Here is a 20,942-nt window from a genome sequence, read left to right on the forward strand (position 1 = left end):
GCCGATTTCTATTCAATCGTCTGATGAGACACAAAACCACAACAGCATTTAGGAAAAGGGACGTTTCTCATGAAGAAACTGCTTTGCTTGGCTGCGATTGCAGCCGTTACCCTGGGGCACTCTTTCACCGCAAACGCCGCTGACGCCTCGTTTTCCGTAGGGCAGACCGGTGACTCGACCATGGTCTATCGCCTTGGGCTGCAGTCCAACTGGGACGCCAGCTGGTGGCAGACCAGCGTCGGCCGCGTGACCGGCTACTGGGACGGTGCCTACACCTACTGGGACGGCGACAAGACTTCCAGCAACCACAGCCTCTCGTTCGCGCCCGTGTTCGTCTACGAGTTCGCCGGTGAGTCGGTCAAACCCTACATCGAGGCGGGTATCGGTGTAGCGGCCTTCTCCAGCACCAAGCTTGAAACCAACAAGCTCGGCTCGTCGTTCCAGTTCGAAGACCGCATCGGGTTCGGCTTGCGCTTCGCGGGCGGACACGAGGTAGGCGTGCGCGCCATCCACTATTCGAACGCGGGCCTGCAAAGCCCCAACGATGGCGTGGAAAGCTATTCGCTGCACTACCGCATGCCGCTCTGACGGTCGGCCGGTACCCTGCACCACGAAAAAGGCCCTGACTTGCGTCAGGGCCTTTTTTCATTTTGGCAGCGGCCACAGCTCATTGACCGCTAACGCCTGCAGGGTCAACTGCTGCGGGCGTTCGCCCAGGCGTTGCAGGATGGCGCTGGCAGCCGAACTGGCGTCCCACTCATCCGGGATGGCAGTGGGTGTGTTCATGGCCTGTGCAGGTGTCTGAGGGGCCACGATGGTCAGGTCGATGCCGTGTGCGACCAGCAGGGGGCGGGCGTCTTCGAACAGTGACGCGATGCTGTTGGCAGGGCGCCGCGGCTGGCCGGGCTCGCCCAGCTGCAGGGCAGAGTACGCACTGAGAATCCCCACCACCTGCGGGGCGCGCCCCTTGTCCAGAAGGGGGAGCGCGCCTTCGAGGCAGTGCGAGGCGGCGGCCAGGTTGCTTCGCACCACGTCCTGCAGCAGTGTCTGGGTAATCGGCAACGGCAGGTAGTCGCAGGTGCCGGCGTTGACGATCAGGCCGTCGATGGCCTGCCATTGCTCGGTCAGGGTGGCGCAGGCGCGCCTGGCCTGCGGCAACTGGTGCAGGTCGCCGGCAAGCACAAGGACCCTACCGGGATAGTCGGTCTCAAGGGGGTGTGCATCGTCGCGATTGCGAACACTGAGCGCCACCTTGCAGCCCTGTTCAAGCAGCGCCTCTGCCAAGGCATGCCCAAGTCCGTTGCTGGCACCGGTAATCCAGATGCGCCGAGGTCGATCACTGCTCAAGATCCTTTCCTCAATCGTTGCGTTTAGGTAAGTGTTTGAACGCATCCAGTGCGCGTTGGCGACTAGAACTTAAGTCTACAATTGCATGAGGATAGACATCTATTGCAAACAAATCGTTCTGGACATTGGGTAAATGGACGGCCTTGTGGTCCAGGTTGCCGCGTTCAGGCAGCCAGTGCTTCAGAAATCGCCCTGCAGGGTCGAAGCGTTGCGACTGGCTCACCGGATTGAAGATCCGAAAGTAGGGCACGGCGTCGGTACCGGTCGAGGCGCTCCACTGCCAGCCGCCGTTGTTGGCGGCCAGGTCGCCGTCGATCAGGTGGCGCATGAAGAAGCGTTCGCCTTCACGCCAGTCGATCAGCAGGTTCTTGGTCAGAAACATGGCCGTGACCATGCGCAGGCGATTGTGCATCCAGCCTGTGGCGAGCAACTGGCGCATGGCCGCATCCACGATAGGGATGCCGGTGCAGCCCTGTTGCCAGGCCAGCAGGTCCTGTGGCGCGTTGCGCCAGGGCAGGGCTTCGGTATGTGACCTGAAGGCACGGTGGCGGGAAACCTGCGGGTAGCCCACCAGAATGTGCTTGTAGAACTCGCGCCACAGCAGTTCGTTGATCCAGGTGATGGCGCCGGCATTCCCGCTGTCGAATTCGCCGAAGTTGCAGGCCAAGGCGGCATGCAGGCACTGGCGGGGGGAGATCACCCCGGCGGCGAGGTAGGCCGACAGCTGGCTGGTGCCAGGCACGGCAGGAAGGTCGCGCTGTACCGGATAATCCTCGATGGCCTCGTCGACAAAGCGCGCCAGGCGGCGTGCGGCTTCATCCTCGCCTGCCGGCCACAGCGTGCGCAACGCGTCGGGCGGCGTCTCGAAGCCGGCCACCTGGGTGGGGACGGTGTCGCTGGCAATGGCCAGCCGGGCCTGGGCTGCCGGCGCCGATACCCGTGAGGGAAGCCCCAGGTGAAGCCGTTCGTAGCACACCTTGCGAAACTGGCTGAACACCTGGAAGTAACCGCCGCTGCGGGTCAGGATGCTGCCGGGCTTGAACAGCAACTGGTCCAGGTAGCTGTGCACCTGGATGTCGGCCTGGCGCAATGCCTGCTGCACGGCCTGATCGCGACGTTGTTCGTGTACCCCGTATTCCTCGTTCAGGTGCACGGTACTGACCGCATGTTGCCTGCACAGCGCGAGCAGCACCCGAGGTGCATCGGCCCACTGGTCGGCATGCACAATCAGCAGGGGAATGTTCAGGGCGTCCAGTGACTGGCGCAGGCTGTGCAGGTTGCGCAGCCAGAAGTCCACCTTGCACGGGGCGTCGTCGTGGGCGAGCCACTGCCCGGGGCTTACCAGCCACACCGCCAGGGTGGGGCCGCGCGAGCAGGCAGCGGCCAGCGCAGTGTTGTCGTGAACGCGCAAGTCGTTGCGCAGCCAGATCAGTTGCATACGAAATCCTGTGAATGTGGGGGAGACGTCAGGTGGCCAGCAGGCCCAGCAACAGGGCGGGCAGCGCCACCACAGAGGACGGCAGATGCACGTTGCCTGCCTGCAGGCCCGCCGCCTCGGCATGCTCCTTGTAGAGCGCGGCCATGCTGCCCAGCAGCAGGGTCGGCAGATCGATCGCATTGAGGCTGCGCTGCAGTTCACGCGGATCGAGCGCCGCGTTCAGGCACATCACCAACGCACAGGGTTTGAGCTGCTGCACGGCAAACGCCAGCTCTCGAGGTGGCAGCGGCCAGTCGAATACCTCGACCGCGCAGCCGGCATCACTGAGCAGCCAGGCGCACAGCCACAGCTGCGGGTCGAATGGCAGGGCCGAGGCGTTGACCAGCAGGGCGGGCGCGGCGTTCAGCTGACGGTTGTTGTGATACACCCGCACGCCAAGTTTGCTGCGCAGCCAGGTATGGAAGAACACCTGCTCCATGCGGGCGGCAAAGTGCCCGTGCCAGCGGGTGTCGAGTTCTTGCAGCAACGGCAGCAACAGTTGCTCGCACAGGGTGGCGGCGGGGTAGAGGGCCATGGCCTGGTTGAACAGCTGGTCGAGTCGGCGTTCGGCCAGTTGCGCGATGCAGTCGACCAGTTGCAGGCGCAGGGTGTGCCAGTCGTCGTTGCCGGGTGCGGGTTGCACTGCTGGGGAGGTGTCGAGCAGCGGCTTGACCTGGCCCACCGCGATTCCGCGGTTGAGCCATTGCAGAATCTGCTGGATGCGCTGCACGTGTGCGGCGCTGTAGAGCCGGTGACCCTTGCCGGTGCGCTGCGGCACGATCAGCCCGTAGCGGCGCTCCCACGCGCGCAGGGTCACGGGGTTGACCCCGGTCAGGCGGGTGACTTCACGAATGGGCAGCAGGTCGTCTTCAGATGGCATTGCGCAGGCTCAGGTTTTCCGGGTGCGGTTGCAGATAGACCTGCTGCATGAGGTAGGGGTCGGGGTGGCGGCGCAGGTGGTGCTTGAGCAGGGTCAGCGGCACCACCAGCGGGACGATGCCGGCCTGGTACTGCTCGATCAGGGCGCGGATTTCCTGTTTGTCGCGGGGGTCGAGAAACCGGCGCAGGTAGCCGCTCAGGTGCATCAGCACGTTGCCGTGGGTGCCGCGACTGGCGCAGCGGCTCAGGGCGCTCATCAGCTGGCTGAAATACCGTGGGCCGATCTGGGTGGGGTCGTCCTGGCGCTGCATGCTGCCCAGCAACTTGCCGAGCACCTTGTACTGCTGGGGGTTGTGCGCCATCAACTGGTACTTGTAGCGCGAGTGGAAGGCGATGAGGGCATGACGACTGAGCCCGCCTGCCAGCAATTGCTGCCAGTCGGCGTAGGCATACACGCGGGTGATGAAGTTTTCCCGCAGTACCGGATCGCACAGCCGGCCATCCTCTTCGACCGGCAGGTCGGGGCGCTGGGCGCAGAACCGTGCGGCGTACAGGCCGCGACCGCCTTCGGTGGCCGGGTAGCCGTTGGCCTGGTACACCTTGACCCGTTCCAGGCCGCAGGATGGCGATTTCTGCATGAAGATGTAACCGCAGATGTCGGTCAGTTGCCCGGCCATTTCTGCGCCGTAGGCATCCAGTGCCTGGCTGACGTCCAGGCTGGCATCGCGGCTACCCACGGCCCTGGGGTTGGCCGGGTCACCGGTCAGGCGGATGGCCTGGCGAGGTGTGCCCAGGCCGATGGCGACCTCGGGGCAGATGCCGATGAAGTCGAAGTGTTCGGCCAGCACTTCATTGCACAGGCGCGAGGCCTTGTGCCCGCCGTTGTAGCGGACCTCTTCGCCGGTCAGGCATGCACTGATGGCAATCTTTGGTCTGGTGGCCGCCATGGTCGCTCTCGACTGAAATTTGTACAGAAACAAAATTATGTACAGCTTCGCTCATCATAGATAACGCGTTGTACAAGTCAAATGTTCTGTACAGCTTCAGCCGGTGCAGGGGTCATTCCAGGTGTTCGAGCAGGCGCCGCGCCGCTTCCTGGCCGCTGAGCCATGCGCCCTCGACGCGCCCCGACATGCACCAGTCGCCGCAGGCGTACAGGCCCAGGTCGGCATCGGCCAGGGCGCCCCATTCATGGCTGCTGCTCGGGCGGGCATACAACCAGCGATGGGCCAGGGTGAAGGTGGGGGCCGGCACGGCGCAGCCCACCAGTTCGGCGAAGTTGCCCAGCAGGTGCTCGATCACGGCCTCGCGCGACAGGTCGATGTGTTGCTTGCTCCAGCTGGCCGTGGCGTGCAGAACCCAGGTGTCGAGTTTTTCGTCACGCCCGGGCTTGCTGCGGTTGCGCGCCAGCCAGTCGAGGTCGCAGCCCTGCACGAAGCAGCCCTGCATGGGGGTGTCCAGGGGCGTATCGAAGCCCAGCGCAATGGCCCAGGTGGGCTCCATCTGCACGCTGGCGGCCATGCCGGCCAGCTTGGTGGTGGCGCTGAGCAGCTGCGTGGCCTGGGGCGCCGGCACCGCAATGATGACGCGGCTGAACGGCCCGTGGCTGCCGCCCTCGGTGTCCTGCAGGTGCCAGTACTGCTTGCCGCGGAACACCTCGGCAATGCGGCAATTGAAGTTGACGGTGACATCCTTGAGCAGGCCGCGGGTGATGGCGCTCATGCGCGGTACACCCACCCAGCGGATCTGCTCGTCCGGCGAGGGGGTCAGCTGACCTTCGCGGTAGTTGTACAGTTGCGGCTTCCATTCGGCCGCCCAGCCCTTGGCCTGCCAGGCCTGGACCTGTTCGACGAAACGTCGGTCGCGGGCCGTGAAGTACTGCGCGCCCAGGTCCAGGGCGCCGGCTTCGCTGCGTTTGCTGGCCATGCGTCCGCCACTGCCGTGGCCCTTGTCGAACAGGTGCACGGTGTGCCCGGCCTTCTGCAGGGCCTGGGCGGCGGACAGGCCGGCGATGCCGGCACCGATGATTGCGATAGGAACAGTCATGATGGCCTCTTCGAACCTTTTGGAAACAGCCTACGCTGCCCGACAAGCCTGTACAATATCTCCAGCTTGTATAAGATGATTCCGCTCGACGTTGCAGGTTGGCCTATGTTTATCCGAGAGCGTTCGGTCAAAAAAGTGCCTTGAACTTAAAAATAGACCAGCGCGCGCCATGTGAGGACACAGCCATGCATATATTGCTGACCGGTGGTACGGGCCTGATCGGCAGACACCTTTGCCGCTTCTGGCTGGACAGGGGTTATCGCCTGACGGTGTGGAGCCGGCGTCCGGCGCAGGTCGCTCAGGTGTGCGGGGCAGGGGTGCGCGGCATTGCCCGGCTCGACGAACTGGGCGACGAGCCGGTGGACGCCGTGGTCAACCTGGCCGGTGCGCCGATTGCCGATCGCCCCTGGACGTCGCACCGACGCGCGCTGCTATGGGCTAGCCGCATCACCCTCACCGAGCAGTTGATCGCCTGGCTGCAAGGCCGGCAGCAGCGCCCTGCGGTGCTGATCTCGGGGTCGGCGGTAGGGTGGTATGGCGATGGTGGTGAGCGCGAGCTGACCGAGCTGTCGCAGCCGGTCAAGGAGGACTTTGCCAGCCAGCTGTGCATTGCCTGGGAAGAAACCGCGCTGCGCGCCGAGGCCCTGGGCATGCGGGTGGTGCTGGTGCGTACCGGGCTGGTGCTGGCGGCCGAGGGCGGCTTTTTGTCGCGCCTGCGCCTGCCGTTCAAGCTCGGGCTGGGCGGGCCGATTGGCAGTGGTCGCCAGTGGATGCCGTGGGTCCATCTGGACGACCAAATCGCCCTGATTGATTTTCTGTTGCAGCGCGAGGATGCCAGCGGTCCTTATAATGCCTGCGCGCCGGAGCCGGTGCGCAACCGCGAATTTGCCCGACGCCTGGGGCGCGCGCTGCACCGCCCGGCGTTCATGCCGTTGCCGGCGCTGGTGCTGCGCGCCGGGCTCGGCGAACTGTCGGTATTGCTGCTGGGTGGCCAGCGGGCGCGCCCGGTGCGCTTGCTGGCGGCAGGCTTCACGTTCCGTTACAACGATGTGCAATCGGCGCTGGATGACTTGTCCGCGCGCCTCTGAAAAGGATGTTGCATGACCGATCATGCTCTGCTGCTGGTCAACCTGGGTTCACCGGCTTCCACTTCCGTCGCCGACGTGCGTCGTTACCTCAACCAGTTTCTGATGGACCCGTATGTGATCGACCTGCCGTGGCCGGTGCGTCGCCTGCTGGTCTCGCTGATCCTGATCAAGCGTCCGGAGCAGTCGGCCCACGCCTATGCTTCCATCTGGTGGGAGGAAGGCTCGCCGCTGGTGGTGCTGACCCGGCGCCTGCAGCAGGCCATGGGCGCGCACTGGGCCCACGGGCCTGTGGAAATCGCCATGCGCTATGGCGAGCCTTCGCTGTCCACGGTGTTGCAGCGTCTGGCCGGCCAGGGCGTCACCAAGGTGACCCTGGCGCCGTTGTACCCGCAGTTTGCCGACAGCACCGTGACCACCGTGATCGAGCAGGCCAAGGCCGTGGTGGCCGAGCACAAGCTGGCATTGCAGATGCCGGTGCTGCGTCCGTTCTATGACCAGCCGCTGTACATCGACGCGCTGGTGGCCAGTGCCAGGCCGTACCTGGAGCAGGGCTTCGATCACCTGCTGCTGAGCTTTCACGGTTTGCCCGAGCGGCACCTGAAGAAACTCGACCCTACCGGTTCGCATTGTTTCCAGAATGCCGACTGCTGTCGCAACGCTTCGCCCGAGGTGCTGGCGGTGTGTTATCGCGCGCAGTGCCTGCGTTCAGCACAGTTGTTCGCGCAGAAGATGGGCCTGGCCGAGGGCCAATGGTCGGTGTCGTTCCAGTCGCGGCTGGGCCGGGCCAAGTGGATCGAACCCTACACCGAGGCGCGCCTGGACGAGCTGGGCAAGGCAGGCGTCAAGAAGCTGCTGGTGATGTGCCCGGCGTTCGTGGCCGACTGCATCGAGACGCTGGAAGAAATCGGCGATCGCGGGCGCGAGCAGTTTGTCGAGGCGGGCGGGCAAGAGCTGGTGCTGGTGCCGTGCCTGAATGATCACCCGCAGTGGGTGGAGGCGCTTACGCAGTTGTGTGAGCAGGCGGGTTAGGTAGTGCAGCGTTCGCCGGCAAGGCCGGCTCCTACAGGTTTGCGCGAACCCCTGTAGGAGCCGGCCTTGCCGGCGAAGCGTTTCAGATCAAGGCAAATGGTCGTCCAGCACCTTGTTCTTCCAGCCGTCATTGCCCGGCAGCAGCAGGTTGAGCGCAATGGCCACCACGGCGCACAAAGCGATACCCTTCAGGCCCCAGTCGTCCGGGCCGGTACCGGTGCCGACCAGCACACCGCCAATCCCGAACACCAGGGTCACCGAGACGATCACCAGGTTGCGTGCTTCGCTCAGGTCGATCTTGTGGCGGATCATGGTGTTCATGCCCACTGCCGCGATCGAGCCGAACAGCAGGCACAGGATGCCGCCCATCACCGGCACCGGAATGCTCTGCAGCAACGCGCCGAACTTGCCGACGAAGGCCAGGCTGATGGCGAACACCGCCGCCCAGGTCATGATCTTGGGGTTGTAGTTCTTGGTCAGCATCACCGCGCCGGTCACTTCGGCGTAGGTGGTGTTGGGCGGGCCGCCGAACAGGCCGGCGGTGGTGGTGGCGATGCCGTCACCCAGCAGGGTACGGTGCAGGCCGGGCTTTTTCAGGTAGTCGCGACCGGTCACGCTGCCCACTGCAATCACGCCGCCGATATGCTCGATCGCCGGGGCCAGGGCCACCGGTACGATGAACAGGATCGCCTGCCAGTTGAAGGCCGGCGCGGTAAAGTGCGGCAGGGCCAGCCAGGGGGCGGCGGCGATCTTGGCGGTGTCGACCACACCGAAGTAGAACGACAGGCCAAAGCCCACCAGCACCCCGGCAATGATCGGCACCAGGCGGAAGATGCCCTTGCCGAACACCGCCACGATGAGGGTGGTGAGCAGCGCCGGCATCGAGATCATCATTGCGGTGCTGTAGGGCAGCAGTTCGGCGCCGTCACCGGCCTTGCCCATGGCCATGTTGGCGGCAATCGGCGCCATCGCCAGGCCGATCGAGATGATCACCGGGCCGATCACCACCGGCGGCAGCAGGCGGTCGATGAAGCCGGTGCCCTTGATCTTCACGGCCAGGCCCAGGAAGGTGTAGACGAACCCGGCCGCCATTACCCCGCCCATGGTCTCGGCCAGGCCGAACTGGCCCTTGGCGAGAATGATGGGGGTGATGAAGGCAAAACTGGAGGCGAGGAACACCGGCACCTGACGGCCAGTGACCACCTGGAACAGCAGAGTCCCCAGGCCCGCAGTGAACAGCGCAACGTTGGGGTCGAGGCCGGTAATCAGCGGCATCAGCACCAGCGCGCCGAATGCCACGAAGAGCATCTGCGCGCCGGAGACGACCTGGCGCCAGAGCGGGTCGTTGAACTCGTCCTGCATGTTCAGGTGTCCTTCTGCTTGGTGCCGAAGATCTTGTCGCCTGCATCGCCCAGGCCGGGAATGATGTAGCCGTGTTCGTTCAGGCGTTCATCGATCGAGGCGGTGTAGATACGCACGTCGGGGTGTGCACCCTCGACCGCCGCGATGCCTTCGGGCGCTGCCACCAGCACCATGGCGCGGATGTCCTTGCAGCCGGCCTTCTTCAGCAGGTCGATGGTGGCGATCATGGAGCTGCCGGTGGCCAGCATCGGGTCGATGATCATGGCCAGGCGCTCGTCGATCTCGGGTACCAGTTTTTCCAGGTAGGTGTGCGCTTCGAGGGTTTCCTCGTTGCGGGCAACGCCCACGGCGCTGACCTTGGCGCCCGGGATCAGGCTGAGCACGCCGTCGAGCATGCCGATACCGGCGCGCAGGATCGGCACCACGGTGATCTTCTTGCCGGCGATCTTCTCGACCTGTACGGTGCCGCACCAGCCTTGAATGTCGTAGCTTTCCAGCGGCAGATCCTTGGTTGCCTCGTACGTCAGGAGCGCGCCGACTTCCTGGGCGAGTTCGCGAAAATTCTTCGTGCTGATATCGGCGCGGCGCATCAGGCCGAGCTTGTGACGGATCAGCGGATGGCGGATCTCACGGGTTGGCATAGGGAAAGGCTCCGGGGGGCGGGCAAAAAAACCGCGCTAGAGTAATCTATTCGGCCGCAGGTGTCCTATAGGCATTGTGCACGTTAGTCCATAAATGCTTGATCTGATGCGTGAGGGTGCGTACCTTTGCCCGCTTTTCTCAACCGCAGCCCCCTGGAGAGCGTCATGTCCGCTGATCTCGAGCATATCCGTCAAGTCATGCGTGAAGCAGACTGCCTGCACAGCGAAGCCGAAGTCGAAGCGGCGATTGCCCGTGTGGGCGCGCAGATCACCGCCGACCTGGCCGACCGCAACCCGGTGGTGTTCTGCGTGATGAACGGTGGCCTGATCTTCTCCGGCAAGCTGCTGACCCATTTGCAGTTCCCGCTGGAGGCGTCCTACCTGCATGCCACGCGCTACCGCAACCAGACCAGCGGCGGTGACCTGTTCTGGAAGGCCAAGCCCGAAGTGTCGTTCATCGATCGAGAAGTGCTGATCATCGACGACATCCTCGACGAAGGGCACACCCTCAGCGCCATCATCGACTTCTGCAAGCATGCCGGTGCCAAGGCAGTGTACAGCGCGGTGCTGGTGGACAAGGACCACGACCGCAAGGCCAGCCCTGACCTGAAGGCCGACTACTGCGGTTTGAGCTGCGTTGACCGCTATGTGTTCGGCTACGGCATGGACTACAAGGGCTACTGGCGCAATGCGGCGGGTATCTATGCCGTGAAGGGCATGTAAAACCGGGTGGGAGCTGACTTGGCCCGCGAAAGGGGCGATGCGGTATCAGCTATTTGCGGTGCCTGCATCGCGGGTCAGGCCCGCTCCCACAAGAGGCCATCAGCTTCGTACATTTCTCATGCTAGAGTGCCAGGCCGCCCCCAAGGAGCCTGCCATGCGCGCCATCCTCGCCCTCCTGCTGCTGACCAGCCTGCCCCTGGCCGCCGCGCCGCTGCACAGCCAGTTCCTGCCGCCCGACGACCTTACCCTGCGCCAGGAAACCCCCGAAGCCCAGCAACTGCTGCAGGTGACCCAGTATTCGGTGGTGGTCGGCAACCAGCGACAGTCCAACCAGCAACCGATACCGGTCACGGCACCGGTGCTGATGCGCCTCAAGGGCAAGCCCCTGAACAAGGGCGCCACCATCAGCGAGGTGCTGATCAGCTTCGACGGCGAAGGCAAGAGCCTGCGCAAACCGGCGTTCGACGCCAAGAGCCGCACCCTGACCCTCAACTATCCCGCCAGCCAGTACCGGGTGATTCTCGACCTGCTGCGCAACGACACCCTGTACGTGCAGTTCCTCAGCTATGCCAACGGTCATATCTGGGCCGATGTGCACACCGGCACCCTACGCGCGCGTTGAGCCACAGCGCTGCCGGGGGGTAAACTGCCGGCCCGTGAAAAATGTCCGTGATGGTTCAGTTGGAGTCGGCAATGCGTAAAGACAAGAAGCAAGTGATTGGTGATGAGATCAGCGACGACTACATCAAGTCGTTTCTCCAGTTCGAACCGGCCGATGCCAGCTCGCCCTCGCACCACAAACTGATCAAGGCCTATCGCGGCCTGCGCATCGATGACTTCGAACGTTTCGTCGGCTTCTTCGTCGAGGCCGGATACGATGTGGACGGCAAGGACGAGCACGGCAACACCTTCGCCCAGGTGATCGGCGACCAGCGCAATGCGCCCGAGTACATCGAGATCATCGACAGCGCCCGCAAGTGAGTACATCGCAGCCATGAAAAAACGCCCCGAGGGGCGTTTTTTCATGCATCACGCTTACGCGTAGCTTTGCGTCGGCTGGTTCTCGACCAGGCCCAGGGCCTCGTCGTTCTGCGCGCTGATCTTGTGGTACAGCGCAGCGTCGGTCGCCAGGACCTTCTCCCGTGCCGGGAAGATCTCGTTGAGCTTGGCCGCCCAGGCGCCCTTGGCCTGCTCGGGGAAGCAGCGTTCGATCAGTTCCAGCATGATCGACACGGTGACCGAAGCACCCGGCGAGGCGCCCAGCAGGGCGGCCAGCGAGCCGTCCTTGGCCGCCACCAGTTCGGTGCCGAACTGCAGGATGCCGCCTTTTTTCGGGTCTTTCTTGATGATCTGCACCCGTTGCCCGGCCACTTCCAGGCGCCAGTCTTCGGCCTTGGCTTCAGGGTAGAAGCGACGCAGCGATTCCAGGCGCTGTTCCATCGACTGCATCACCTCGCTGACCAGGTACTTGGTCAGGTCGAAGTTGTCGCGGGCCACGGCCAGCATCGGCCCGATATTGCCCAGGCGCACCGACAGCGGCAGGTCGAGGAACGAGCCGTGCTTGAGGAACTTGGTGGTGAAGCCGGCGTACGGGCCGAACAGCAGCGAGGTCTTGCCGTCGACGACGCGGGTATCCAGGTGCGGTACCGACATCGGCGGCGAACCCACGGCGGCCTGGCTGTAGACCTTGGCCTGGTGGCGCTTGACCACCTCGGGGTTGTCGCAGCGCAGCCACTGGCCGCTGACCGGGAAACCGCCGAAGCCCTTGCTCTCCTCGATGCCCGACAGCTGCAGCAGCGGCAGGGCCGCGCCACCGGCGCCGAGGAACACGAAGCGGGCATCGACGTCGCGGCTGCTGCCGCTGTTGACGTCCTTGATGGTGACGGTCCAGCCGCTGCCGTTACGGCGCAGGCCGGTGACCTTCTTGCTGTACTTGACCTGCGACTCGGGGGTGTCGGCCAGGTGCTTGAGCAGCTTGTTGGTCAGGGCGCCGAAGTTGACGTCGGTGCCTTTCATCACGCGGGTGGCGGCGATGTGCTGGTCGGCGGGGCGGCCCGGCATCATCAGCGGCATCCACTCGTTCATCAGCGCCTTGTCTTCGGTGTATTCCATCTCGGCGAAGGCGTGGTGAGGCTTGAGCGATTCAAACCGCTTTTTCAGGAACGCGACGCCCTTGTCACCTTCGACGTAGCTCAGGTGCGGGATCGGGTTGATGAAGGCACGCGGGTTCTTGAAGGCGCCCTTTTTGCTCAGGTAGGCCCAGAACTGCCGGGATACCTCGAACTGGGTATTGATGTGCACCGCTTTCTTGATGTCGATGCTGCCGTCGGCGGCCTGCGGCGTGTAGTTCAGCTCACACAGCCCGGCATGGCCGGTCCCGGCGTTGTTCCACGGGTTGGAACTTTCCGCGGCACCCGAATCCATCAACTCGACGACTTCCAGCTTCATCGCCGGGTCGAGTTCCTTGAGCAGTACGGCCAGGGTGGCACTCATGATGCCGGCCCCTACCAGTACTACATCGACTGCTTCGTTCTGCGCCATTAACGCGTCTCCAAAAATCTTCAGCACCAAATTGACAGCATGGCTCCCAGGCTTGGCCGGGATTTCCATGTCCGCTACTTCGCAGGTTTTTCAACTTCCGCGGACACCACCAACCGGGCTTTGCGTTGCCTATGAACGCATTTTACCGCCCGTGCGGCAATTCGACTTATGGTCAAGGTGTCCATCGTGCGCTATGGACCGGCCTTAGTCACCCATCGCAGATGAGTGCTGTTGCCAGCTGTTTGGGGCTTTCAGGGACGCAGTTGCTGCTTTTACACATGCCAGACTGTTCATTGCTCGCCACACTCTCGTGAAGTTGTGAAAACCGTTTTTTCACGCTCTTTTGGAGTCGTGAACCTCAAAAAGGGTGTGCACGATGGCAAACCCGGCAGGTTCAGGCAGAGCAGAGCGCCGAAGGAACGCGGGCACACCAGCTTGGCAAGACCTGTGTGGGCGGCTCTCTGTGGGCGATTCGGGGATGCCGATGCAATGGCATTGGCGGTGCTGCGAGGCCCGATCAGGAGACGTCCTTATAATCGGGGGGAGATTATAACGAGGTCGCGGGCAGAAACGATCTTTATTAACGACTTTTGTTGCGCTTTGCTTCGCCGGCCACGCCGTGGCGGGCTGGCCTGCAGGGGGCAGGCGGCTGAACAGAGCGCTCACCGGCGCAGGTGGGCAGTCTACGCGGTCGATGATGAAACGATTGTGACAGTGGCTGGCCCCGATGGCTGGGGTGGTCCCGGGTGGTTATACTGGCGACCTTTGCTGCTATTCCTGGAGAGATGAGCATGTTGCAACGTTTGTTGTTCGGTTTGATCGCTGTCACCAGCCTGACCCTGGTCGGTTGTGCCCACAGCCCGCAACAACTCAGCCCGCAACCCAAACTCACTGCCCAGCTCGCGCCCGTGGGTCGTGGCCAGCCGGTGGTGGTCAAGGTGGTCGATGGTCGTCCTTCGCAAACCCTGGGTACCCGCGGCGGGCTGTACCCGGAAACCAGCGCCATCACCGTGAACGGCAATGACATCGTGCCCAAGCTGCAGGCCCAGGCCGAGGCAGCGGTGCGTCTGCTGGGCTTCACGCCCACGGCGAACGCCTACAACGCCCCGCAGCTGACCGTGACCCTGGCCGAGCTGAAGTACCAGTCGCCCAAGGAAGGCCTGTATGTGACCGAGGCCACCATCGGCGCCACCTTCCGTGCCGACGTGTCCAATGCCAACCGCCGCTACAGTGGTCGCTACGGCGCCTCGCTGGACCAGCGCTTCGGCATGGCGCCCAACCAGGAAACCAACACCAAGCTGGTGGGTGACGTGCTCAGCGACGCCCTGACCCGCCTGTTCAAGGACCCGACGGTCGGTCAGGTACTGGGCGAGTAAACCCGCTGACGGCAAACGAAAAAGCCCGATGCCTCGTTGCAGGCATCGGGCTTTTTAGTGGGCGTGACCTGCTCAGGCGGCTTCGACGTAGAAGTCCAGCAGGCTGATGCCGGTGCCCTGGTCGACCTCCGGCAGGTCATGGTGGGCATGCCCGCCAAGTGCGCAGTACACCAGCCACTGGCGGTCCTGGACGTTGAACGCCAGGCCGTCGATCAAGGCCTGTTGTTCATCGCTGGGGGCGATCAGATAGAGGCGATCCTGGTTTTCGGCGTGCAGCATGACAAGCTCCCTGAGTGTTGAAGGGCAATAGAGTGGCTTGTCGGGATGACGAACGTGTGACGGCCGGATTTAATTGTCATCGGTCGCAAAGTACGAGAGAGCCGCTGGCGCTTGGGTAGAATGCGCGGCGTGTCGAGGTCTGGTTTTTTATCGAGGTTGTGCGATGTCGTTGCAAGTGATGTGGGGGCTGCTGGCGGCCCACCCGGCCAAGCTGATCAATGTGCTGGCCTTGTTGATTACCTGCCCTGGCGGGTTGCTGTTGCAAGCGGCGCGGCGTCGTGGCGCGCAGGCGCTGGCGGGGCTGGCGCGTGATGAGGTGATGGTGGAGGGGATGAACCTGCGGGTGAACCGGTTCTACTACATCCTGGGGTTTTCGTGCCTGGCGATGGCGCTGCTGCTGTCGTGGTTCAGTACCTGGATCTGAGGTGAAGCCATCGCGGGTCAAGCCCGCTCCCACATGTTCTGCACTGTACTCAAGGCCAGTGATATCCCTGTGGGAGCGGGCTTGACCCGCGATACGGGCGACGCGCTCTAGAGCGACAACCCCGCCTTGACGCGGTACTGGTTGCGCACCGGCATCGCATACTGCAGCACCAGGTACGGCTGGTGTTCCACCGGGCAGGCATCCAGGCGCCGCTGCCACTCGGCCTGGGCTCGGGCCAGCTCATCGGCCGGGAACACCTCGGCGGCCCTGGGCACCTGCAACTGCGGGTCGGCATCGGCCCACTGTGCATACGCCAGGTAATGCACCGGGAACAACCGGTAGCCACCCAGTATCTGCCGATCGATTTCCGCCGCCAGTTGCTTGGTGTCTTCGAAGTACTCGCTCACCGGCGGGGCGAAGTTGATGTGCACGCGACCTTTGTAGCCGGTGATGCCCTGGGCGATGCTCACGTCATCCTCGCCAGGCGCCTTGCTGTAGGTGCCGGTGGTGGCGCGGATGTACAGCTCGCGGGCCTTGGCCTGGTCGCACGGGTCGTACTCGTAGCTGATCGACACCGGGCTCAGGTTCAGCGACTGGATCACCGCGCCGAACGGTTCGTCCTTGCGGCTCATGTGGAACATCTTGAGGATCGCCGAATCGGTACGGTCGTCACCATCCTTGGCGCGCCCCTCGGCCTGGGCGATCCAGATCGAGGCGCAGTCGTTGCGGATCGAGTGGTTGATGTAGGCCGACAGCAGCTGATAGGCCGCCAGCTTTTCGCGCCGCCCGGTGATCGAGCGGTGCACGATGAAGCTCTTGTTCAGGCGCATCATGTCGCTGACGAACGGCTTTTGCAGCAGGTTGTCGCCGATCGCGATGCGCGGGGTCGGCAGGCCGGCGTGGTACACCGCATAGTTGACGAAGGCCGGGTCCATCACGATGTCGCGGTGGTTGGCCAGGAACAGGTAGGCACTGCCGGACTTGAACTGCTCGACACCGGTGTAGGTCACCCCGTCGGTGGCGCGGTCGATGGTGTGGTCGACGTAGTATTCGACCTTGTCCTGCAGGGTCGATACGCAACTGACCCCGGCAAATTCCTTGCGCAGGCGCCGAGCGATCAGCGGCTTGAGCAGCCAGCCGAAGGCCCCGGCCATGCGCGGGAAGCGAAAGTGGGTGAGGATATCCAGAAATGCCGGGTCGCTGAGCAGGCGCGCCAGCACGGCGGGCACCTCGGCGTCGTTGTACGGTCGGATGGCATCGAATTCGCCCATCATGCTCTCTTGTTGGAAACGGCTAGGGTAATAGTAGGGCTGCGGACTGAAAAACGGCTCAGACACCGGCAAGGCCTGTAAATAGACCGGCAATTATAGGCACAAGTCACCTGGGAGACTGCGATGGTGGAATCTGCTTTCTATGATTGTCCTTACTGCGGTGAGCAAGTGGAAACCACCGTTGACCTGTCCGGTGGCGACCAGAGCTATATCGAGGACTGCCAGGTCTGTTGCCGGCCGATCGTGTTCGTGCTGCAGGTGCATGGCGAGGAGTGGATGCTGGACGTCAAGCGCGAGGACGAGTGATGCAGCGTATCTACGAGCCGGAAAGTCTGCTGGAGGCCGAGCTTCTGATCGGCATGCTGCGCAGCGAAGGGATCCAGGCGCACCTGAGTGGGCGCGACCTGATGGGCGCCGTGGGCGAGCTGCCGATGCAGGGGCTGCTGGGCCTGGCGGTGCCCGATGCGCAGGCCGAATACGCACGCCAGCTGATCGCCGCGTACAATGGCGCCCAGCCGCTTCCTGGCGACGAGCCGGAGACCCTTCCGGGAATACTGATTTGCTAGGTTTTGCTCATGTGTGGACGTTACGCCCTGTTTCGCTGGTCTTCGGCGTTTGCCGCGCTGCCCGGGTTCCCGCCTGACCAGCAGGCGCAATGGAACATCTCGCCCGGCGCCTCGGTGCTGATCCAGCGTCAGCGCGAAGGCCAGCTGGAGCTGGCGCGGGCGCGCTGGGGGCTGACCCCGGCGTGGCTGACCGACCTGTCGCGCACCCCGGCCCAGGCGCGCGCCGAGACCCTGGCCGAGCAACCGATGTTTCGCGAAGCGTTTCGCCTGCGCCGTTGCCTGCTGCCGGCCAACGGCTTCTACGAGTGGCGCGGCACGGCGCGCAAGCGGCCGTACTGGCTGACGCCGGGCGAGGGGTCTTCGCTGTTCTTTGCCGGCGTGTGGGAGGCCTACCCGGTGCAGGACCAGGTGTGGCTGAGCACGGCGGTGGTGACCCAGGCCGCGGTCAACCAGCGCCGGCCGCTGATTCTGGATGCGGCAGGGCAGGCCGCGTGGCTGGACCCGCAGACGCCGCTGGTGAAGTTGCAGGAATTGCTCGCTGGCCCGCAGGCCGCCTTGCGCGAGCGGGTGCTGGCGAACCTGGTGAATGATCCGAAGTTGAATGCGCCGGAGTGCCTGACCCCGGCGTAAGTGGTGAGCCCTTCGCCGGCAAGGCCGGCTCCTACAGGCACTGCATGCCCCTGTAGGAGCCGGCCTTGCCGGCGAAGCTTCTGGCTCAGACGCGAAACTGATTGATCAACCGCCGCTGCTGCTCCGCCAGCTTGGTCAGCTCCGCGCTCGCCGTGCTTGACTCATCCGCCCCGCCAGCCACTTCATTGGCCACCTGACCGATATTGATCACGTTGCGGTTGATGTCCTCGGCCACTGCGCTCTGCTCCTCCGCCGCGCTGGCGATCTGGGTGTTCATGTCGTTGATCACCGACACCGCCCGGGTGATGCTCTCCAGCGCCTGGGCCGCCTGCGCCGCCTGTTGCACGCTGACTTCGGTCTTGCCCTGACTGTCCTCCATTACCTGCACCACATCCCGCGTGCCCTGCTGCAGCTGCTGGATCATCTGCTGGATCTCTTCGGTAGCCTGCTGGGTCTTCTGCGCCAGGTTGCGCACTTCATCGGCCACCACGGCAAACCCGCGCCCCTGTTCACCGGCTCGCGCCGCCTCGATGGCCGCGTTGAGCGCCAGCAGGTTGGTCTGTTCGGCAATTGCACGAATCGCCACCAGGATCGCGTTGATGTTCTCGCTGTCGCGCGCCAGGGCCTGTACCACACCCACCGCACGGCCGATCTCCTCGGCCAGGGCGCTGATCGAGGTGGAGGTGTTGCGCACGATCTCCAGGCCCTGGTTGGCGGCCTGGTCGGCATTGCTGGCCGCTTGCGCCGCATGGGTGGCATTGCGCGCCACGTCCTGGGCGGTCGCGGTCATTTCATGCACCGCAGTGGCCACCAGGTCGATTTCGGCCATCTGCTTGTGCACGCCCTGGTTGGTGCGAATGGCGATGTCGGCGGTGTGCTCGGACGAGTCGCTGACCTTCTGTACCGACACCACCACCTGGCTGATCATTGCCTGCAGCTTGCTCAGGAATGTATTGAAGCCACGGGCGATGGCGCCCAGTTCGTCGGCGCGATCGCTGCTCAGGCGCCGGGTCAGGTCACCTTCGCCCTGGGCGATGTCGTCCAGCATGCCGACCATCTGGCGCAGCGGCCGGGCGATACCGTGGGCCAGCAGCCAGATCACCAGCAGGCCAAGCCCGGCGATGCCCAGGCCGACCACGATCATGCCGGTGAGGTCGGTGCTGCGCTGGGCGCTCATTTCGCGCTGCAGCGCGTCGAGGTCGGCCATCACCGCGCTGACCGGCAGTTGCAGCAGCAAGGTCCAGCGCGAGGCGGTGTTGCCCACGGCAAATGGCACGAACAGCTCGATCTGTCCGCTGGCATGGTCGATTTCGTAGTGCAGCGCCTTGCCCGACAGGTTGCCGAGCACCGCCACTTCATTGGGTTGCAGCACATCGCTGGCTTTTTTGCCGAACGTGCTCGCATCCTTGGTGTAGGCCACCACGCGTCCGTTGTTGGACAGCAGCGCCATCTCGCCCGCACCGTCATACAGCTGGGCGTCGGCGGCCTTGAGCATATCCTGGATGAAGTTCAGCGACAGGTCGGCGGCGGCGATGCCCTGGAACTGGCCGTTGACCATGATCGGCTCGACGAACGAGGCCAGCATCACGGTCTTGTTGCCCACCTGGTACGGGGCCGGGTCGATGGCGCAGGCCTTGCCGGTCTCCTTGGAACACAGGTAGTACTCGCTGGTTCGCACGCCTGTGGGCAGCAGGGTACGGTCGTCCACATCCTGGAGTTTGTCGAGGGTCAGGCTACCGTCGTCGTTACGGTACCACCACGGCAGAAAGCGCCCGCTCTGCGGGTTGACGCCCGCCAGCGTGCTGCCTGCATAGCGGGCATCATCGTGGTCCAGCGCATTGGGCTCCCAGCCCACGTAAACGCCCAGCAACAGCGGGTTGTCCAGGGCGGTCTGCCTGAGCAGGGCGATCATCTGTTCGCGTTCGAGCTTGAGCTGCGGGTTGCCGGCAGCATCCTGCATGCCGATCAGAGCATTGGTGGTGGCCAGGCCGCGGGCGATCAGCAGCGGCGCCTCGAGGCTGCGCTGGATCTGGCTGACCTGGGTCTGGGCCAGGGCCGTCAGGCGTTGCTCGATCACTGCCTCGAACTGTTGCTGGGTGCGGTTGTGCACCAGCGTCTGGGTGCGGGCACCGGAATACACTGCGTATAGCACCAGTGCTGCAACGATGCTCAGCACGATGGCACCGGCCAGCGCGGCCACGGAAAACTGGATCGACTTGAACTTCATGGGAGCTCCGAGCGCAAAGAGGGTCGCCTGTCTGGGCGTTATCGGCGCGCCGGGGGCAAAGCATGAGTGTGGCGATGCAATTCTTCGCGAACGGCTGTAGCGCGTTTATGATGCGCGGCCTAGGATACGCCGCATGTTCGAAGGGAGTGTTTTCATGCGTAGATCAGTTGTTATCGGTGCCTTGAGCGCCAGTGTGCTGCTGGCCGGTTGCCAGGCCGTGAACACCACCAGTGGTGGAGCGGTGGGCGTGGAGCGCAAGCAGTACATGTTCAGCATGCTGTCGACCGATGAGGTCAACCAGATGTACGCGCAGTCGTACCAGCAGACCCTGGGCGAGGCATCCACCAAGGGTATGCTCGACAAGACCAGTGCCACCGCCAAGCGGGTGCAGGCCATTGCCGACCGGCTGATCGTGCAGGCGCCGAAGTTCCGCCCCGATGCGGCGCAGTGGAAATGGGAAGTCAACCTGATCAAGAGCGACGAGCTCAATGCCAACTGTGGCCCGGGTGGCAAGATCATTTTCTATACCGGCCTGATCGACAAGCTCAAGCTGACCGACGACGAGATCGCGGCGGTGATGGGCCACGAGATCGCCCACGCCCTGCGCGAGCATGGTCGCGAGGCGATGTCCAAGGCCTATGGTGTGGAGATGGCGCGCCAGGGCGCAGGTGCCCTGTTCGGCCTGGGCCAGGACAGCCTGGCGCTGGCCGACACCGTGGTGCAGTACAGCATGACCTTGCCCAACAGCCGCAGCAACGAGAACGAAGCCGACCTGATCGGCCTGGAGCTGGCGGCGCGTGCGGGCTACAACCCGAATGCGGCGATCAGCCTGTGGAACAAGATGACCGAAGCGTCGGGTGGTTCGCAGCCTGAGTTCATGAGCACTCACCCGGCTTCGAGCAGCCGTATCGCGTCGTTGCAGGCGGCGATTCCCAAGGTGATGCCGTTGTACGAGCAAGCCAGAAAATAGCGCCGTGACCTTCGCCGGCACTGCCGGCTCCTACCTGAACCTGTAGGAGCCGGCCTTGCCGGCGAA

At 64.0% G+C, this 20,942-nt stretch carries 23 protein-coding genes and 1 pseudogene; 12 read left to right on the top strand and 12 right to left on the bottom strand.

Features of this window, described 5'->3' with window-relative positions:
* Positions 1-69 precede the first annotated feature (69 nt).
* On the top strand, positions 70-588 hold the full coding sequence (locus tag LOY33_RS03855) for an acyloxyacyl hydrolase (RefSeq protein ID WP_043864335.1): 519 nt from the start codon (positions 70-72) through the stop codon (positions 586-588).
* 57 nt (positions 589-645) lie between these two features.
* Here LOY33_RS03855 and LOY33_RS03860 read toward each other — a convergent pair whose 3' ends face one another.
* The 5 genes from LOY33_RS03860 to LOY33_RS03880 all read right to left on the bottom strand — a co-directional run bounded on the left by LOY33_RS03860 (position 646) and on the right by LOY33_RS03880 (position 5,749).
* On the bottom strand, positions 646-1,347 hold the full coding sequence (locus tag LOY33_RS03860) for an SDR family oxidoreductase (RefSeq protein ID WP_160296671.1): 702 nt from the start codon (positions 1,345-1,347) through the stop codon (positions 646-648).
* 10 nt (positions 1,348-1,357) lie between these two features.
* The gene (gene phrB, locus LOY33_RS03865) at positions 1,358-2,785 is read right to left on the bottom strand and encodes a deoxyribodipyrimidine photo-lyase (RefSeq protein ID WP_043864336.1); all 1,428 of its coding nucleotides are present in this window, start codon (positions 2,783-2,785) and stop codon (positions 1,358-1,360) included.
* Positions 2,786-2,813: 28 nt separating this feature from the next.
* Positions 2,814-3,704 carry a MerR family transcriptional regulator gene (locus LOY33_RS03870; RefSeq protein ID WP_043864337.1) on the bottom strand — a complete coding sequence of 297 codons (891 nt, stop codon included), beginning with the start codon at positions 3,702-3,704 and terminating at the stop codon, positions 2,814-2,816.
* Positions 3,694-4,650: a DUF523 and DUF1722 domain-containing protein gene (locus tag LOY33_RS03875; protein WP_054916238.1), complete on the bottom strand. Its 957-nt coding sequence runs from the start codon at positions 4,648-4,650 to the stop codon at positions 3,694-3,696. The genes LOY33_RS03870 and LOY33_RS03875 overlap by 11 nt, the downstream gene beginning before the upstream one ends.
* A 112-nt stretch (positions 4,651-4,762) precedes the next feature.
* Positions 4,763-5,749 carry an NAD(P)/FAD-dependent oxidoreductase gene (locus LOY33_RS03880; RefSeq protein ID WP_043864339.1) on the bottom strand — a complete coding sequence of 329 codons (987 nt, stop codon included), beginning with the start codon at positions 5,747-5,749 and terminating at the stop codon, positions 4,763-4,765.
* Between the two features lie 185 nt (positions 5,750-5,934).
* On the opposite strand from LOY33_RS03880, the gene LOY33_RS03885 reads away from it, so the two are divergent.
* Entirely contained in the window at positions 5,935-6,837 is a 903-nt protein-coding gene (locus tag LOY33_RS03885; RefSeq protein WP_116052806.1) for a TIGR01777 family oxidoreductase, read from the top strand.
* Between the two features lie 12 nt (positions 6,838-6,849).
* A complete protein-coding gene (gene hemH, locus LOY33_RS03890) occupies positions 6,850-7,866 on the top strand; it encodes a ferrochelatase (protein ID WP_043864341.1) in 1,017 nt (338 codons plus the stop codon).
* A gap of 87 nt (positions 7,867-7,953) precedes the next feature.
* Here hemH and LOY33_RS03895 read toward each other — a convergent pair whose 3' ends face one another.
* Entirely contained in the window at positions 7,954-9,228 is a 1,275-nt protein-coding gene (locus tag LOY33_RS03895; protein ID WP_043864342.1) for a uracil-xanthine permease family protein, read from the bottom strand.
* Between the two features lie 2 nt (positions 9,229-9,230).
* On the bottom strand, positions 9,231-9,869 hold the full coding sequence (gene upp, locus LOY33_RS03900) for a uracil phosphoribosyltransferase (protein ID WP_043864343.1): 639 nt from the start codon (positions 9,867-9,869) through the stop codon (positions 9,231-9,233).
* 165 nt (positions 9,870-10,034) lie between these two features.
* On the opposite strand from upp, the gene LOY33_RS03905 reads away from it, so the two are divergent.
* From LOY33_RS03905 to LOY33_RS03915, 3 genes are all read left to right on the top strand, one after another.
* On the top strand, positions 10,035-10,592 hold the full coding sequence (locus tag LOY33_RS03905) for a hypoxanthine-guanine phosphoribosyltransferase (RefSeq protein ID WP_043864344.1): 558 nt from the start codon (positions 10,035-10,037) through the stop codon (positions 10,590-10,592).
* Positions 10,593-10,746: 154 nt separating this feature from the next.
* On the top strand, positions 10,747-11,214 hold the full coding sequence (locus LOY33_RS03910; RefSeq protein WP_054916235.1) for a hypothetical protein: 468 nt from the start codon (positions 10,747-10,749) through the stop codon (positions 11,212-11,214).
* A 71-nt stretch (positions 11,215-11,285) separates the two neighbouring features.
* Positions 11,286-11,573 (top strand): PA4642 family protein, encoded by a 288-nt coding sequence (locus tag LOY33_RS03915; RefSeq protein ID WP_054916234.1) that lies wholly within the window; start codon positions 11,286-11,288, stop codon positions 11,571-11,573.
* 54 nt (positions 11,574-11,627) lie between these two features.
* Here LOY33_RS03915 and mqo read toward each other — a convergent pair whose 3' ends face one another.
* Positions 11,628-13,133: a malate dehydrogenase (quinone) gene (gene mqo, locus LOY33_RS03920; RefSeq protein WP_043864347.1), complete on the bottom strand. Its 1,506-nt coding sequence runs from the start codon at positions 13,131-13,133 to the stop codon at positions 11,628-11,630.
* Positions 13,134-13,924: 791 nt separating this feature from the next.
* Here mqo and LOY33_RS03925 point away from each other — a divergent pair.
* A complete protein-coding gene (locus LOY33_RS03925; protein ID WP_043864348.1) occupies positions 13,925-14,509 on the top strand; it encodes a YajG family lipoprotein in 585 nt (194 codons plus the stop codon).
* 72 nt (positions 14,510-14,581) lie between these two features.
* On the opposite strand, the gene LOY33_RS03930 is transcribed toward LOY33_RS03925, so the two are convergent.
* Positions 14,582-14,788 (bottom strand): hypothetical protein, encoded by a 207-nt coding sequence (locus tag LOY33_RS03930; protein ID WP_043864349.1) that lies wholly within the window; start codon positions 14,786-14,788, stop codon positions 14,582-14,584.
* Between the two features lie 163 nt (positions 14,789-14,951).
* Between LOY33_RS03930 and LOY33_RS03935 the strand changes: the two genes are divergently transcribed.
* Positions 14,952-15,212, top strand: coding sequence for a hypothetical protein (locus LOY33_RS03935; protein WP_054916233.1), 261 nt, complete (start codon positions 14,952-14,954; stop codon positions 15,210-15,212).
* A 107-nt stretch (positions 15,213-15,319) separates the two neighbouring features.
* Here LOY33_RS03935 and LOY33_RS03940 read toward each other — a convergent pair whose 3' ends face one another.
* Entirely contained in the window at positions 15,320-16,483 is a 1,164-nt protein-coding gene (locus LOY33_RS03940) for a 1-acyl-sn-glycerol-3-phosphate acyltransferase (RefSeq protein ID WP_258661682.1), read from the bottom strand.
* A 123-nt stretch (positions 16,484-16,606) separates the two neighbouring features.
* On the opposite strand from LOY33_RS03940, the gene LOY33_RS03945 reads away from it, so the two are divergent.
* The 3 genes from LOY33_RS03945 to LOY33_RS03955 are packed head-to-tail and all read left to right on the top strand — an operon-like array spanning position 16,607 to position 17,679.
* On the top strand, positions 16,607-16,789 hold the full coding sequence (locus LOY33_RS03945; RefSeq protein WP_054916232.1) for a CPXCG motif-containing cysteine-rich protein: 183 nt from the start codon (positions 16,607-16,609) through the stop codon (positions 16,787-16,789).
* Positions 16,789-17,049, top strand: a complete 261-nt coding sequence (locus tag LOY33_RS03950; RefSeq protein WP_078481521.1) for a putative signal transducing protein — start codon at positions 16,789-16,791, stop codon at positions 17,047-17,049. The genes LOY33_RS03945 and LOY33_RS03950 overlap by 1 nt, the downstream gene beginning before the upstream one ends.
* A gap of 9 nt (positions 17,050-17,058) precedes the next feature.
* Positions 17,059-17,679 (top strand): SOS response-associated peptidase, encoded by a 621-nt coding sequence (locus tag LOY33_RS03955; RefSeq protein ID WP_043864354.1) that lies wholly within the window; start codon positions 17,059-17,061, stop codon positions 17,677-17,679.
* An 85-nt stretch (positions 17,680-17,764) separates the two neighbouring features.
* Here LOY33_RS03955 and LOY33_RS25970 read toward each other — a convergent pair whose 3' ends face one another.
* Both LOY33_RS25970 and LOY33_RS25975 read right to left on the bottom strand, forming a co-directional pair.
* On the bottom strand, positions 17,765-18,607 hold the full coding sequence (locus LOY33_RS25970) for a methyl-accepting chemotaxis protein (protein ID WP_371917308.1): 843 nt from the start codon (positions 18,605-18,607) through the stop codon (positions 17,765-17,767).
* A 12-nt stretch (positions 18,608-18,619) separates the two neighbouring features.
* Positions 18,620-19,906 (bottom strand): annotated as a pseudogene (locus tag LOY33_RS25975) (HAMP domain-containing protein); the annotation flags it as partial.
* A gap of 154 nt (positions 19,907-20,060) precedes the next feature.
* Between LOY33_RS25975 and LOY33_RS03965 the strand changes: the two are divergent.
* The gene (locus LOY33_RS03965) at positions 20,061-20,876 is read left to right on the top strand and encodes a M48 family metallopeptidase (protein ID WP_043864476.1); all 816 of its coding nucleotides are present in this window, start codon (positions 20,061-20,063) and stop codon (positions 20,874-20,876) included.
* Positions 20,877-20,942 lie beyond the last annotated feature (66 nt).

This window comes from Pseudomonas sp. B21-036 (assembly GCF_024748925.1).
GTDB lineage: Bacteria > Pseudomonadota > Gammaproteobacteria > Pseudomonadales > Pseudomonadaceae > Aquipseudomonas > Aquipseudomonas palmensis.

Excerpts from the sequence above, each read along its gene's own strand:
- LOY33_RS03855 (WP_043864335.1), top strand. The coding sequence starts at position 70 with ATGAAGAAACTGCTTTGCTTGGCTGCGATTGCAGCCGTTACCCTGGGG.
- phrB (WP_043864336.1), bottom strand. The coding sequence starts at position 2,785 with ATGCAACTGATCTGGCTGCGCAACGACTTGCGCGTTCACGACAACACT.
- LOY33_RS03870 (WP_043864337.1), bottom strand. The coding sequence starts at position 3,704 with ATGCCATCTGAAGACGACCTGCTGCCCATTCGTGAAGTCACCCGCCTG.
- LOY33_RS03875 (WP_054916238.1), bottom strand. The coding sequence starts at position 4,650 with ATGGCGGCCACCAGACCAAAGATTGCCATCAGTGCATGCCTGACCGGC.
- LOY33_RS03880 (WP_043864339.1), bottom strand. The coding sequence starts at position 5,749 with ATGACTGTTCCTATCGCAATCATCGGTGCCGGCATCGCCGGCCTGTCC.
- LOY33_RS03885 (WP_116052806.1), top strand. The coding sequence starts at position 5,935 with ATGCATATATTGCTGACCGGTGGTACGGGCCTGATCGGCAGACACCTT.
- hemH (WP_043864341.1), top strand. The coding sequence starts at position 6,850 with ATGACCGATCATGCTCTGCTGCTGGTCAACCTGGGTTCACCGGCTTCC.
- LOY33_RS03895 (WP_043864342.1), bottom strand. The coding sequence starts at position 9,228 with ATGCAGGACGAGTTCAACGACCCGCTCTGGCGCCAGGTCGTCTCCGGC.
- upp (WP_043864343.1), bottom strand. The coding sequence starts at position 9,869 with ATGCCAACCCGTGAGATCCGCCATCCGCTGATCCGTCACAAGCTCGGC.
- LOY33_RS03905 (WP_043864344.1), top strand. The coding sequence starts at position 10,035 with ATGTCCGCTGATCTCGAGCATATCCGTCAAGTCATGCGTGAAGCAGAC.
- LOY33_RS03910 (WP_054916235.1), top strand. The coding sequence starts at position 10,747 with ATGCGCGCCATCCTCGCCCTCCTGCTGCTGACCAGCCTGCCCCTGGCC.
- LOY33_RS03915 (WP_054916234.1), top strand. The coding sequence starts at position 11,286 with ATGCGTAAAGACAAGAAGCAAGTGATTGGTGATGAGATCAGCGACGAC.
- mqo (WP_043864347.1), bottom strand. The coding sequence starts at position 13,133 with ATGGCGCAGAACGAAGCAGTCGATGTAGTACTGGTAGGGGCCGGCATC.
- LOY33_RS03925 (WP_043864348.1), top strand. The coding sequence starts at position 13,925 with ATGTTGCAACGTTTGTTGTTCGGTTTGATCGCTGTCACCAGCCTGACC.
- LOY33_RS03930 (WP_043864349.1), bottom strand. The coding sequence starts at position 14,788 with ATGCTGCACGCCGAAAACCAGGATCGCCTCTATCTGATCGCCCCCAGC.
- LOY33_RS03935 (WP_054916233.1), top strand. The coding sequence starts at position 14,952 with ATGTCGTTGCAAGTGATGTGGGGGCTGCTGGCGGCCCACCCGGCCAAG.
- LOY33_RS03940 (WP_258661682.1), bottom strand. The coding sequence starts at position 16,483 with ATGGGCGAATTCGATGCCATCCGACCGTACAACGACGCCGAGGTGCCC.
- LOY33_RS03945 (WP_054916232.1), top strand. The coding sequence starts at position 16,607 with ATGGTGGAATCTGCTTTCTATGATTGTCCTTACTGCGGTGAGCAAGTG.
- LOY33_RS03950 (WP_078481521.1), top strand. The coding sequence starts at position 16,789 with ATGCAGCGTATCTACGAGCCGGAAAGTCTGCTGGAGGCCGAGCTTCTG.
- LOY33_RS03955 (WP_043864354.1), top strand. The coding sequence starts at position 17,059 with ATGTGTGGACGTTACGCCCTGTTTCGCTGGTCTTCGGCGTTTGCCGCG.
- LOY33_RS25970 (WP_371917308.1), bottom strand. The coding sequence starts at position 18,607 with ATGATCAGCCAGGTGGTGGTGTCGGTACAGAAGGTCAGCGACTCGTCC.
- LOY33_RS03965 (WP_043864476.1), top strand. The coding sequence starts at position 20,061 with ATGCGTAGATCAGTTGTTATCGGTGCCTTGAGCGCCAGTGTGCTGCTG.